This is a genomic window from Candidatus Polarisedimenticolia bacterium (genome assembly GCA_036001465.1).
Taxonomy (GTDB): domain Bacteria; phylum Acidobacteriota; class Polarisedimenticolia; order Gp22-AA2; family Gp22-AA2; genus Gp22-AA3.
Window position 1 is genome coordinate 81,661 of the sequence record DASYUH010000060.1, and the last position, 12,901, is coordinate 94,561.

At 68.1% G+C, this 12,901-nt stretch carries 8 protein-coding genes; 5 read left to right on the top strand and 3 right to left on the bottom strand.

The annotated features are described in order from the left end of the window. Positions 1-100: 100 nt before the first annotated feature. On the top strand, positions 101-1,042 hold the full coding sequence (locus VGV60_12475; GenBank protein HEV8702080.1) for a hypothetical protein: 942 nt from the start codon (positions 101-103) through the stop codon (positions 1,040-1,042). A gap of 3 nt (positions 1,043-1,045) precedes the next feature. Here VGV60_12475 and VGV60_12480 read toward each other — a convergent pair whose 3' ends face one another. Then, positions 1,046-1,978: a proline dehydrogenase family protein gene (locus VGV60_12480; protein HEV8702081.1), complete on the bottom strand. Its 933-nt coding sequence runs from the start codon at positions 1,976-1,978 to the stop codon at positions 1,046-1,048. 277 nt (positions 1,979-2,255) lie between these two features. On the opposite strand from VGV60_12480, the gene VGV60_12485 reads away from it, so the two are divergent. Further along, positions 2,256-3,785 carry a DUF6600 domain-containing protein gene (locus VGV60_12485; GenBank protein HEV8702082.1) on the top strand — a complete coding sequence of 510 codons (1,530 nt, stop codon included), beginning with the start codon at positions 2,256-2,258 and terminating at the stop codon, positions 3,783-3,785. Positions 3,786-3,846: 61 nt separating this feature from the next. Here VGV60_12485 and VGV60_12490 read toward each other — a convergent pair whose 3' ends face one another. Continuing rightward, a complete protein-coding gene (locus VGV60_12490; protein ID HEV8702083.1) occupies positions 3,847-5,877 on the bottom strand; it encodes a M13 family metallopeptidase in 2,031 nt (676 codons plus the stop codon). Positions 5,878-6,057: 180 nt separating this feature from the next. Here VGV60_12490 and VGV60_12495 point away from each other — a divergent pair, with 180 nt between their 5' ends. The 3 genes from VGV60_12495 to VGV60_12505 all read left to right on the top strand — a co-directional run bounded on the left by VGV60_12495 (position 6,058) and on the right by VGV60_12505 (position 11,745). Beyond that, on the top strand, positions 6,058-8,184 hold the full coding sequence (locus VGV60_12495) for a CocE/NonD family hydrolase (GenBank protein HEV8702084.1): 2,127 nt from the start codon (positions 6,058-6,060) through the stop codon (positions 8,182-8,184). Between the two features lie 154 nt (positions 8,185-8,338). Then, positions 8,339-9,442, top strand: a complete 1,104-nt coding sequence (locus VGV60_12500; GenBank protein ID HEV8702085.1) for a Fic family protein — start codon at positions 8,339-8,341, stop codon at positions 9,440-9,442. After that, complete coding sequence (locus tag VGV60_12505; GenBank protein HEV8702086.1) at positions 9,442-11,745, top strand: hypothetical protein; 2,304 nt, start codon at positions 9,442-9,444, stop codon at positions 11,743-11,745. The genes VGV60_12500 and VGV60_12505 overlap by 1 nt, the downstream gene beginning before the upstream one ends. Before the next feature lie 46 nt (positions 11,746-11,791). On the opposite strand, the gene VGV60_12510 is transcribed toward VGV60_12505, so the two are convergent. Continuing rightward, entirely contained in the window at positions 11,792-12,814 is a 1,023-nt protein-coding gene (locus VGV60_12510; protein HEV8702087.1) for a tetratricopeptide repeat protein, read from the bottom strand. Positions 12,815-12,901 lie beyond the last annotated feature (87 nt).

A 12,901-nucleotide genomic window follows, 5' to 3' on the forward strand; every position in this document is an offset into this window, starting at 1 on the left:
TGCATCCTCTACGAGATGCTCGCCGGCCGGCGGGCGTTCGCGGCCTCCTCCTCGAGACGAGGTCTGGTTAAGCGCCGGCAAGACCGGGAACGTCCGGTCGGTGTACGCCGTCGACCTGGCCGGAAACGTCCGGATGGTGGACGGCGCCCCCGCCGACATCGCCCTGTCGGACGTCTCGGCCTCGGGCAAGGTGCTCGTCATGAGGAACACGGCGCGCCGCGGGATTATCGGCACCATGCCGGGGGACGCGACGGAGCGGGATCTTTCCTGGCTCGACTGGTCCCGTCCCAGCGCCGTCTCGGCCGACGGCCACTGGGTCCTGTTCGAGGAGCAGGGGCAGGGAGGGGGCTCGGGCTACTCGGTGTACGTGCGCAAGACCGACGGATCCCCGGCCGTGCGGCTGGGGGACGGATCGGGAGCCGACCTCTCCCCCGACGGTCAGTGGGCGGCGACGATCTCCATCGCCAAGCCGGATCACTTCACCCTCCTGCCGCTCGGACCGGGCGAGGCCCGTACGGTGATGGTCCCCGGCCTCGCGCTTTTTTCGGTGAACTGGTTTCCCGACGGCCGGCGGTTCCTGCTCAGCGGCAACGAGAAGGGCAAAGCGATGCGCCTGTACGTCATGGACGGAGAGAACGGAACGCCGAAGCCGATCTCCCCGGAAGGGGTCCGGCTCCCAGGCGTCATCTCTCCCGACGGTCGCCAGATCGCGGTGGCGATGAACGCCGGGCCTCCGCTGGTTTTCGCGGTGGAGGGGGGAGAGGGACGGATCGTGCCGGGCTCCGTGCCGGGCGAGAATCCAAGGAGGTGGAGCTCGGACGGCCGCTCGCTCTACGTCGTCTCCCGGGACGCCCCCGGCAGCCGGATCGACCGCCTCGACCTGGCGACCGGGAAGCGGACGCCGATCAAGACCCTGATGCCGGCGGACCGGGCGGGACTGATCGACCTGTCGTTCGTCAACCTGTCCGACGACGCCCGCTCGTATGTCTACAGCTACCGGCGGGTCCTCTCGACCCTTTACCTGGTCGACGGCTTGCGCTGACGCTCAGCGGGCGAACAGGTTCTTCAGGACGAACAGGACGTTGGCGGGACGCTCGGCCAGGCGCCGCATGTACCAGGGGAACCAGGCGTCGCCGTAGCTGATCAGGACCCGGAACGCGTGGCCCTGCGCCGCCAGGCGCTCCTGCTCCTCCCGCCGGATGCCGTACAGCATCTGGAACTCCACCTCGCACGGTTTCAGGCCGGCCCCCCGTGCCGCCTCCTGGATGCTCCGAATCATCGCCGAGTCGTGCGTGCCGAAGATGACCCGCACCCCCGCCCGGCGCGCTTCCTTTTCCAGAAGCCTTCGGGCCAGGACCAGGTAGTTGGCGTCCACGTCCGTCTTCCTGGGAAACGCCTTGTCGGGCGGCTCGCGGTACGCCCCCTTGACCAGCCGCAGTCCCCCGCCCAGGGGGATGAGACCGTCCAGGTCGCGCGCCGTCCGGTGCAGGTACGCCTGCACGCAGACCCCCACGTTCGGGAATCGCGCTTTCGCGCGGCGATAGATGTCGAGCGTCGCGTCGGTGTAAGCGGTCGACTCCATGTCGATCCAGATCCAGGTGCCGTCCGCTCGCGCCCGCTCGAGGAGCGACGACAGCCCCGCCTCGCAGGCGGCGGGGTCGAGATCGAGCCCCAGCTGCGTGAGCTTGACGGAAACCTCCGCATCGAGGCCCATCTCCTTGTTGCGGGCCAGGACATCGAGATAGTGGCGCGTGACCTGCTGCGCCTCTCCGAGCGCCGCCACGTTCTCGCCGAGGTAGGTGAGGACGCTCCCCATCCCCTTCTCTCGCAGCCGACGCGCCGCCGCCAGAGCCGCGGCGAGATCTTCACCCGGCATGAAGCGCGCCACCGCCCGCTTCACGAAGCCGTACCGGACGGCGCGCTCGCGCAGCCAGCGGCTCTGCGAGCCGGCGAGGAATGCGCTTCGGATCAGACCCATGGATTCAGCCTCCTCGAATCGCCGCGATGATACGCAAACCGGTCCGTCAGTGTCCATCATCGGTGCGCCGGCGCGCTCCCGCCGTCAGAAATCCGTCGTCCTCGCCGGCCGGCGCGCCGCCGAGCCTTCGCCCGGGCCCGTGTCGTCGGCGTAACTCGCAAATCTTCCGGCGCGCGCGTGCCGACTCACGATCCGACATCTATATTTTCACGAGGCTGCGAGCTTCGAATCGGGAGCGGCCGGCGCGTTCGGAGACCGGACTCAGGGAGACCACATAATGATGATACGGCGGTGGGGAGGGATCGGGGCCATTCTGATCGGCTGTGCGCTGGCCGGCGCGTGCGTCACCACGGGCACCAGCTATCACGAGACCGTCTCGATGGGGACCACGGCCCCCATCGCCCGTCCAGGCGGATGGGACCAGCCGTTCTACAACGATCTGGCGCCGCACGGCAGGTGGGTCTTCGTCACGGGCCCCGGGTGGGTGTGGTCGCCGGACAACGTCCAGGTCGGCTGGCGCCCGTACCAGGTCGGTCATTGGGTGTACACCGACTACGGCTGGACCTGGGCCTCCGACGAGGAGTGGGGCTGGGCGGTCTATCACTACGGCCGCTGGCACCTCGACAACTCGTTCGGCTGGGTCTGGGTCCCGGGGACCGAATGGGGCCCCGCCTGGGTCGCCTGGCATGAAGGCGGCGGCTACGTCGGCTGGGCGCCGCTCCCGTGGCAGGTCACCGTGCGCGCCGGCGTCGGCCTCGACTGGGGCGGCGTCAGCGTCTCCATCTCGCCGTCCTGGTGGTGCTTCGCCAGCACGCGCTACCTGGTCGATCCCGGGCTGCGGACCCGCATCGTCCCGGTCGAGCGCAACACGGCGCTCATCCGCGTCACCCAGAACGTCACGAACTACACCTACATCGACAGCCGTGTCATCAACCAGGGCGTGCGGGTCGAAAAGGTCGGCCGCGCCGTCGGACACACCATTCCCCGCTACCGCGTGGCGCAGGACGACGCGCCCGAGGTGTCGCGCGGCGGCAAGGTGCGCGGGCAGGACTTCGTCGTCTACCGGGCCGACCCGGTTCGCGGCCGGAACTCCCGCGGACGGGGCCCGGATGGCAGGGACCAGGACGACCGGAGCGGTCGCGGCCGGGTGACGGAAGAGCGCGACCCGCGCGGCCAGGATGAGCGCGAGGTGCGCGGGCGCGATCAGAATCCGGGAGACGACGCGCCGCAGGAGCGGGATGCACGTGACGAGGATTGGCGCAACCGGGGACCGAAGGATCGCGTCGCCCCGCCGGGCCGCGACGACCGCGATCGGGCTCGCGACGACCGCCCGGGGCGGCCGACGACCGAAGCCGACACGCAGGAGAGTCAGCCCGAGGACACGCAGGCCCCGCCCGACAACACCCCACCGGCGACCAACCGCGGTCAGGAGCGGAAGGACCAGGGTCGCGATTCACATCCCAGCCGCGGCCGCAGGCTCATGGACGATCTGATGGGGAAACAGCCCCCCGCCCGCTCTCCGCAGAGATCCTCGCCGGCGCAATCCGGCGGATCGAGCGCGGGGCCGAGCGAGCCGGACAGCCCCTCCGACCCGGGCAATCGCCCGGGTACGACGACCCCGCCGGCGAAGTCCGATCCGGTGAAGACGCAGCCCGCGCAGGAGAGCGCGCGGGACAAGGCGAAGCCTGGCGGGGACACGGGGAAGGGCCGGAAGCCGAAGCAGGACGCGCCGAAGTCCGACAAGGCGGGCGACGCCAAGCCGGACGACGACAAGCCGAAAGAGAACAGGCAGGACCGCAAGTACTAGCGCCCGTCGGGCGGCGTCCCTGGCCCTGCCGCGGGACGCCGCCCGACGGAGCGATCCCTTCCTACCACACCTCGCAGAGCGTGCCGGCCGGGCGGACCATCGAGGCGCCGTCCTTGCAGCTGAAGGCGTCGTAGAACGCCGTCAGGTTCGACAGCGGTCCGATGACCCGGTACTTGGCGACCGGATGCGGGTCGCTCTGCACCATCAGGCGCTGCGTCTCGGGGCGGATGGCGTCGCCGCGGAACTGGCCCCAGGCCACGAAGAACTGCTGCTCGGGGGTGAAGCCGTCGATCGTCGGGGCGGGCGGCTTGCCGCGCTGCGAGATCTGCCAGGCTCGAAAGGCGATCTTCGCTCCGGCGAGGTCGCCGATCGACTCTCCCAGGACCAGCCTGCCGTTGTGGTGGATGCTCGGCTCGATGAAGTAGCCGTCGAACTGGTCCACCACGCACTGCGTCCGCCCCTGGAAGTTCTTCAGGTCCTCCGGAGTCCACCAGTTCTGCAGCCGGCCCTGCGCGTCGTACTGCGCGCCGGAGTCGTCGAATCCATGGCTGATCTCGTGGCCGATCACGACGCCGATCGAGCCGTAGTTCACCGCGTCCGTCGCGTTCATGTCGAACGCCGGCGGCTGCAGGATGCCGGCGGGGAACACGATCTCGTTCAACAGGGGGTTGTAGTAGGCGTTCGACGTCGGTGGCGTCATGCCCCAGCGGCCGCGATCGACCGACTTGCCGATCTGCGCCCAGTCGTCCCGCACCAGAAACCTCTTGCCGGCCGTCAGGTTCGCGAAATGCGCGTCGCGGCGGATGTCGACCTTGCCGTAGTCCTTCCACTTGTCGGGATAGCCGATCTTGGGATTGAACGTGGCGAGCTTCTCGAGCGCCTTCGTCTTCGTTTCCGCCCCCATCCATTCCAGGCCGTCGATCGTCTCCTTCATCCCCGCGAGCAGGTTCTTCACCAGGTCCTGCATCCGCGCCTTGGCCGCCGGCGGGAAGTAACGCTCGACGTACTTCCGGCCCAGCGCCTCCCCCAGGACCTGGTCGGTCGACTCCACGCAGCGCTTCCAGCGCGGCTTGATCTCCTTCGCCCCGCCCAGGTACTTCCCGTAGAACGCCTGGTTCTCGTCCACGAACGCCGCCGAGAGATCCGGCGCCGCCGCGTGGAGCACCTGCCACTTGAGGTAGGTCTTCCACTCCGGCAGGGGGGTCTCGCCGAGCCGACGGTCCACCTCCTGCAGGAACTTCGGCTCCCGCACGTTCAGGTCGGCCTTCGGCAGGCGGCCGGCCTTGAAATATCCGTCCCAGTCGAGCCGCGGCGCGAGCTTTTGCAGATCGGCGAAGCGGGTCTTGTGGTCGGTGTTCTTCGGGTCGCGCAGCGCCACGTTGTCGAGCGACGCGTCGGCCAGCTTCGTCTCGAAGCCGAACACCGTCTCCGCCGCCTTGGCCGCCGCCGCCTCGTCGTACCCCGCCAGCCCGAACAGGTTGGCGACGTGGGCCCGGTACTTCTCCCGCGCCTCCTTGAAGCGATCCTCGGTCTTGAAATAGTAGTCCCGGTCCGGCAGTCCGAGGCCGGCCGCGTAGATGTTGGCGACGACCTGTGTCGGCTCGTGGTTGTCCGAGTTGGCCCCCAGGCCGAACGGCACGAAGATCCCCTGCTCGTGCAGCCGCACGATCATCCTCTGCACGTCCGCCCGGCCCTTCATCGAGTCGATGTCGGCCAGAAGCGGCTCGACCGGCGTGATTCCCAGCGCATCGACGCGCGCCTGGTCCATGCACGCCCCGTAGTAGTCGCTGATCTGCTGCTCGACGCTCCCCTTCCTCCAGTCCTTCTTCGCCGACACCTCCTCGAGGATCGTCTTCAGCTGATCCTTGGCCGTCTCCCCCGCCGCCCAGCGCCGGCTCCAGCGCGTCATCGAGTCCGGAATCGGGTTGGCGGCCCGCCAGCTCCCGTTGGCGTAGTCGTAGAAGTTGCTGCACGGATCGGCGTTGCGATCCATGTCGCCGACGTACACCCCGCGCATCTCCTCCGTGCTGCCGAATGCGGGCGCGCAGAGAAGGGCCATGACCCCAAGGACCATCACGGTTCGCATGTCCATCGTTCCTCTCGGGAATAGGGTGGCGCCGCTCCGGCAGGCAGAGACGGCAGGTTCGGATCCCGGCGCATTCTGGCCCAATCCGCAGGATGAAACAAGCCGGGTTCGGATGGCAGGGTAGCGGTTCCCAGGCGACTGCCGCCTGATAGACTGCGCCCGGACATCCCTACTCTGGAGAGATGCATGCGCATGCGATCGTCCCTCGTGTTCGCCGCGGCCCTGGCAGTGGCACTGGCGGGCGGCCTCGCACCCTCCCGCGGCCTCGCCGCCACCGGGGCCCCGACTCCCTCGGCCGCCGCCGAAGCCTCCCCTCCCATCTACGAGATCGCCTTCCAGGAGGCCTGGATCCCGATGCGGGACGGCGTCCGGCTGGCCGCCGACCTGTACCTGCCGAAGGGGGGGAAGCCGAAGGACCGCTTTCCGGTCCTGCTCGAGTACCTGCCGTATCGCAAGACCGAGGGGCGCGGCGAGCGGCCCGGTCTGTACGGCTACTTCGTGAAGCGCGGTTACGCGGTGGCGCGCGTCGACATCCGGGGGACCGGCAACAGCGAGGGGCGCCTCATCGAGCACGAGTACTCCGAGCAGGAGCAGAAGGACGGCGAGGACGTGATCGCCTGGCTGGCGAAACAGAAGTTCTCGACCGGCAAGATCGGCATGTTCGGCATCTCGTGGGGCGGCTTCAACTCGATCCACATGGCGATGCGCAACCCGCCGGCGCTCAAGGCGATCATCGCGGTGGACGCGACCGACGACCTGTACCAGGACGACGTGCACTTCATGGACGGCGGCATGCACGTCGATTCGTGGGAGATGAGCATGGACCTGGCGAACGCCATGCCCGGGGCCCCCGACTACGTCATCGACGAGGCGTTCTTCCGGGACCGTTTCGACACTAGGCCGTGGATGCTCACCTACAAGCGCCAGCAGCGCGACGGACCGTTCTGGGACCGCACCGCCCTGAAGACGCGCTACGACTCGATCAAGATCCCGACCTTCGTGATCGGCGGCTGGTACGACGGCTACCGTGACAGCGTGCCGCGCATGCTCGAAAACATGAAGTCCCCCGTCAAGGCGATGGTCGGCCCCTGGTCGCACGCCTTCCCGCACGACGCCTACCCGAAACCCCAGATGGAATGGCGCCACGAGGCGGTCCGCTGGTACGACCAGTGGCTGAAGGGGAAGGACACCGGGATCATGTCCGAGCCGCGCTTCGCGGTCTACGTGCGGCGCTGGCACCCCCCCGAGACCGACCTGAAGGAGGTCCCCGGAGCGTGGCGCTGGGAGGACGGCTGGCCGATCGCCCGCATCCAGACGCGCACGCTCTACCCGCAGCCCAACCACACGCTCGGCGCGGCGCCGCCGTCCGCGCGCGCCGCGCACTGGCTGCGCTACGTGCCGACCTCGGGCACCGAGCCGGGCGGCCCGGTGATGTGGTGGGGGGACGTGGCCCCCGACCAGCGCCCGGCCGACGCCTTCAGCCTGGTCTACGACTCCGACCCTCTCGAGGAGGAGGTCGAGATCCTCGGCCTGCCGCACGCCATCCTGAACGTCGCCGCCTACGCCCCCATGGCCCACTGGTTCGTGCGCCTGTCGGACGTCGCCCAGGACGGCAGCGTGACCCTGGTCGCCGGCGCCGGCTTCAACGGCGCGCACCGCGAGTCGGCCCGCGACCCGAAGCGTCTCGAGGCCGGGCAGGTCGTCCCCCTCGACATCGAGATGCACTTCACCTCCTGGGTCTTCGAGAAGGGGCACCGCATGCGCCTCGCCGTCGGAAACGCCATGTGGCCGATGATCTGGCCGACCCCCTACAAGATGACCAACGCCCTGCACCTGGGCGGCGACGCCCCTTCGCGGCTCCTCCTCCCCGTCGTCCCCCCCGGCGATCGCCCCGTGCCGAAGTTCCTCCCTCCCGAGGAGGATCCCCCGCCGCTCGCCGGCTTCGGCACCCTCGACGCCGGGACCGTGTCCGGATACGGCGAGATCGCCTCGATCGATCGGATGCCGCCGCGCCGCGCCACCCGGATCGTCGCGACGAACGCCGGCGGCTCGAAGTACCCCTGGGGGACCGAAAGGACCACCGAGTCGATCACCCACGAGGCGCAGGACGAGCACCCCGAGGCGACTTCGGTCACGGGGGAGTACAGCACGACCGTCCAGCTCGCCGATCGAACCCTGCGATGGGAGGCCCGCCTGACCTTCAAAAGCGACCGCGAGAACTTCTACTACACCTACGTCCGCCGGCTCCTCAAGGACGGCACGCTCGTCCGCGAGAAGACATGGGAGGACACGATCCCGAGGGATTTCCAGTAGAGCCCGCAATCCGCAACTCTTGCGATACAATCAGCCCTGAAAGTATCATTGGCTCCGAGTTGGAGCACTTGGGTATCGCAAGATGCAAGACGAAGCCTTTCAGTCAGATAGGGCAGGAAGGCTGGTTCGGGCTCCGGCCGGGTATTGGGCCTTCGTGCCAAACCCCCTCCCGCCGCAGCTCGATCTCGACCGATCCCATGTCCTTCGACTCTCTGAAGCGGAGCGGGCGATCGGGCGCCTGGCCGGCGTCGGCGCAACCCTTCCAAACCCCTACCTGCTGATCCATCCGTTCATCCGGCGCGAGGCCGTCCTGTCGAGCCGGATCGAGGGGACCCAGGCCTCACTCTCGGATCTCTTCTTCTTCGAGGCAGCCCCGTCCCTGCCCGCCAGGGCGACCGACGTTCGAGAGGTCGCCAATTACGTCAGGGCGATGGAGGCGGCTCTCGCCCCGAATCGCGAGCTGCCCCTCAGCCTGAGGCTCATTCGCGAAATGCACCGCATCCTCATGACGGGAGTGCGCGAGTCGCACCTGACACCGGGCGAGTTCCGTCGATCCCAGAACTGGATTGGGCCGGCCGGGAGCAAGCTGAACGACGCCATCATCGTCCCTCCGCCGGTCGCCGATATGCATGCAGCGCTCGACGCTCTCGAAAGGTACCTGTACGCTGAGAGCGACCTGCCGGTGCTGGTTCGTCTCGCGATGATTCACTACCAGTTCGAGGCGATTCATCCCTTCCTCGACGGCAACGGCAGGATCGGACGCCTGCTCGTCAGCCTGCTGCTCTGCGAGTGGAAAGTCCTTCCTTCGCCGCTTCTGTATCTGAGCGCGTTCTTCGAGCGGCACCGGCAGGACTATTATCGCCTCCTGCTCGCCGTCAGCCAGAAGGGTCAATGGGAGTCCTGGGTGCAGTTCTTCCTGTCGGGGGTCCTCGAACAATCGCTCGATGCGATCCAGCGTGCGGCCCGGTTGCGTGCGCTTCGCGATGAGTATCAGGCCGGCCTTCAGCAAGCCCGCTCGTCGGCACTGCTCCTCAAACTGGTCGACGGGCTGTTCCATCACCCTGCCATCACGGTGCCCGGAGCAGCCAGGCAGCTGAAAGTGACGCAGCGGGCGGCCTCCCAGAACATCGGCAAGCTGGTGCGCGCCGGAATTCTCACCGAGGCCACGGGACGACCCCGCAACAGGATCTTTGTCGCCGATGGCATCATCCGTGCCATAGACGAGGACCTTTCCACGGCGGACAAGGACGCCTCGTGATGCCGTTCTTCGGCGTCGCCGCCCTCGTCGCGATCATCCTGCTCGTCCGGCACCTCCAGAAGCGGTTCTTCCTCGTGCAGTACCTGTTCTTCTGCCGTTTCCCGATCCTGCTCGGCCTGTTCATCGGCCTGATCCTGCCGGCCGCTCTGGTCACGTTCGGCAGGGACATGATCGGAAATCTCGGCGTGCTTGGTCCGTGGCACATCTCGCTGGTCGCCCTGGTCGCGACCCTCGCCGCCTGGGTCGTCATGTTCTCCATCGCTCTGCTTCTGGACTGGATCCCTTACAAGGCGAGGCTCGGCTTCTACCGCACCCCCTCCCGCTTCGGCCGGCAGCCGGCGCATGCGCGAGCCCCGAAGGAGCGCCGGGCGCAAGGACCATGGCGCTGGCTGCGGACCCGGCCGCATGTCTGGACGCACCAGATTTACAGCGCCTGCCGGTTTCCGGATCACGACCGGTGGACCTACCGTCCCGCCCTGTTCCTGCTTTTGGCCGTGTTCCTCATCGGGGTGGTCGTCTGGAAGTCCGCTCCCCTGGCGAGAGAGGGGGGCATCGGTTTCCTGGGCCGGGACGCGGGACGGTTGCTGAAGAACCTCGGGCGCGCGGCCCTGGGAGTCGGCGCGGCATTCGGGCTGCGCTTCCTGAGCGCCGGCCTGGCGCGCCCCCTGTCGGCCACCTGGGCGACGCATCGCCCCGAGGTGCCGCACCAATGGGCTCTCCAGAAGCTCAGGAGCATGAGCCCGCGGGAGTCCCCGGAACGAATCCTCCTGGGCAGGGCCCGGACGGCGGCCCCTGCGACGCTCTTGTCGCGTGTGCGCGGTGCTGTCGGATTCCTCCTGCTCTGGTACGTCCTCTACTTCACCGGCTACTGGTGCTTTCATCCCGTCTGGGCTTCGGGGGGGCCGTCTCTCCTGCTGATCCTGATCCTCGCCGTCATCGTCGGCCTCGCCCTGACCCTGGCGGCGGCGTTTCTCGACACGTTCCGCGTGCCGGTGCTCCTGCTGATCGCCGTCCTGGTGGGGCTGGATTACCGGCTGTCGGGCGTCGATCACTATTATTCCGTGACGACGGCGGCCGCCGGGTCCCCCCCGGCCTCCGCCCCGCCGAGTCCGCAGCAGGCGTACGAGGCCTGGAGATCGTCACGGGCCCCGGGGCCGTCCCCCGTCCTTGTCGTCGTGACGGCCAGCGGCGGCGGGATCACCGCGGCGCGCTGGACCGCGGAAGTCCTCACGCGGATCCAGGACGCCACCCCGAGATTCGGCGAGTCGCTGGTCTTTCTGAGCACCGTTTCCGGCGGCGGCCTCGGGGCGCTCTATTTCGTCGACGCCTACCGGGATGGACGGGCCCCCGACGGGAAGGTCGACCTGGAGCGGCTCAGGGACCAGGCCGGCCGATCCAGCCTGTCCGCGACCGCGTGGGGAATCGTCTACCGGGACATCTGGCAGGGACTCCACATCCTGGACGAGACGCGCGATCGGGGATGGGCCCTGGAGCAGAGCTGGATCCGGCGCATGCAGGACAAGGAGGCCACGCTCAGGCGGTGGGCTGGGGACGCTGGAGCAGGCCGGCGCCCGATCCAGATCTTCAACACCACCGAGGCCGAAACCGGCGAGCGTCTGCTGCTGGCGCCGATGAGCCTGATGCGGGCCCGGGGCCGCCCCGAGGCGCCCGGGCCGTGCGCGCCGGAGGACGGCCCGGGCGGCGCCGTGTGGCGGGTGAAGAACTTCCTGGACGCCCATCCCGGCGCCGACATGCCGATCGCCACCGCGGTGAGGCTCTCGGCGACCTTCCCCTTCGTCAGCCCGATGGCGCGGCCGGCCGCGGGGGCCGTCCCGGACGGCGCGGCCTATCACCTGGGGGACGGCGGCTACTACGACAATCACGGCGTGGTCAGCGCGATCGATTTCCTGCGCGACGTCCTACCCGCCCACTTCGAGATGACCCGAACGGACCCCGGAACGAGGCCGAAGGTGATTCTGATCCAGATCCGCGCCTCGGAGCTGCGCGACCGGCCGGCGCGCAGCGGTCATGGATTCCGCTACGCGACCTTCGGCCCCATCGACGCGCTCCTGAACGTCCGGACGACCAGCCAGGCGCTGCGGGACGACATGGACGTGGATTTCCTCCAGTCGGAGTGGGCCGGCAGGGTGGACGTCCTGTCCTTCACCTTCACGCTGCGCGACGCCGACGCACCCCTGTCCTGGCACCTGACCCGCGACGACATCGCGCACATCGTGAAGGGATGGACGCGCGAGCACGACGACCAGCTGAGGTGCATCAAGGACGCGCTGGAAGCCGGCTGAACGGTTCGCCACGGGCGGGCAGGAGCCCAGACGGCGCCGAGGCCGCTCAATGGAACCTGTCCACGTACTCCACGAGCCGGGTGAACGAGTCGCGCGGCATGAGAACGATCGCCTCGGGGGCCTTTCCGGCCATGATCTCGTAGTCGATCATCTCCGAGATATAGCCCCCGTCGATGATCGCCCTGAGGGTCTTGAACTCCTTGTCCTTCCCGTGGACCACGTACATCGCCAGCAGGCCCTCCTTCTCCTCCTCCATGCAGACGATGAGCTTCTCGTAGTCCGGCCCTGCGGTCGCTTCCTTGTAGCCGGGCTCGTGGGCCCAGACCGCCTTCACGATGGCGTACGGCATCCAGTCTTCCTGGAAGACTACCTTCACCTTCCCTTCGACCTTCTCGACCCTGTACCTGGGGCTGAAGGTCCAGTCGTTCCAGGGGCGCTTGATCTCCTTGCGCATGGCCGCGAGGCGGTCGCGCATCATCTGATGATTGACATTGAAAAGATGCGCGGTCGTCATCCTGCGCACCGCCTCCCCCCGCTTCCCCGTCTTCCACAGGGCGTCCGCGAGGAACCAGTGGGCGGCATAGTCGGCGAAATTCCTGTCGATCGCCTTCTCGAACCAGGACATCGCCTCTTTGAGGTCCCCCTGGAAGTAGTGGATGTCTCCGATCAGCGTCAGCGCGTGGTGATACTCCGGGTCCATTTCGTGGACCTTGGTGTACAGCTTCAGCGCCTTTTCATAGTCCTTCTTCTCGAAGGCGTCCAGGCCTTCCTTCAGCACCCTGTTGCCGTCGGGGGAAAGCGGCAGCGTCGTGAGCGTGCTCGCGCCATCCGCCGACGACTTGAGGTAGGTGTAGTCCGACAGCACACGTCCCTTCTCCGTCGGTTGCGTCGCAATGTCCTTGTCGACATCGAGCTCGTAGACCACGGAAGACTTCTCGAGAATGTCGAAGATTTCGGCGGGCGTGTGCAGCTTCGACCTCTTCTCCGGCTTGGCCGGCTCGTCGAGGGCGATCGCGGGGTTGAAGCAGCAGGACACCAGGGCCAGCGCCACGGCCGTCGGGAGTTTCATGATGTCTCCTTCTCGCTCTTGGCAAGGATGCTACACGGCGGCCCCTCCGGGTCGCAAGGCCCGCGCGCCGCCCGGCGCTGAGCGGCG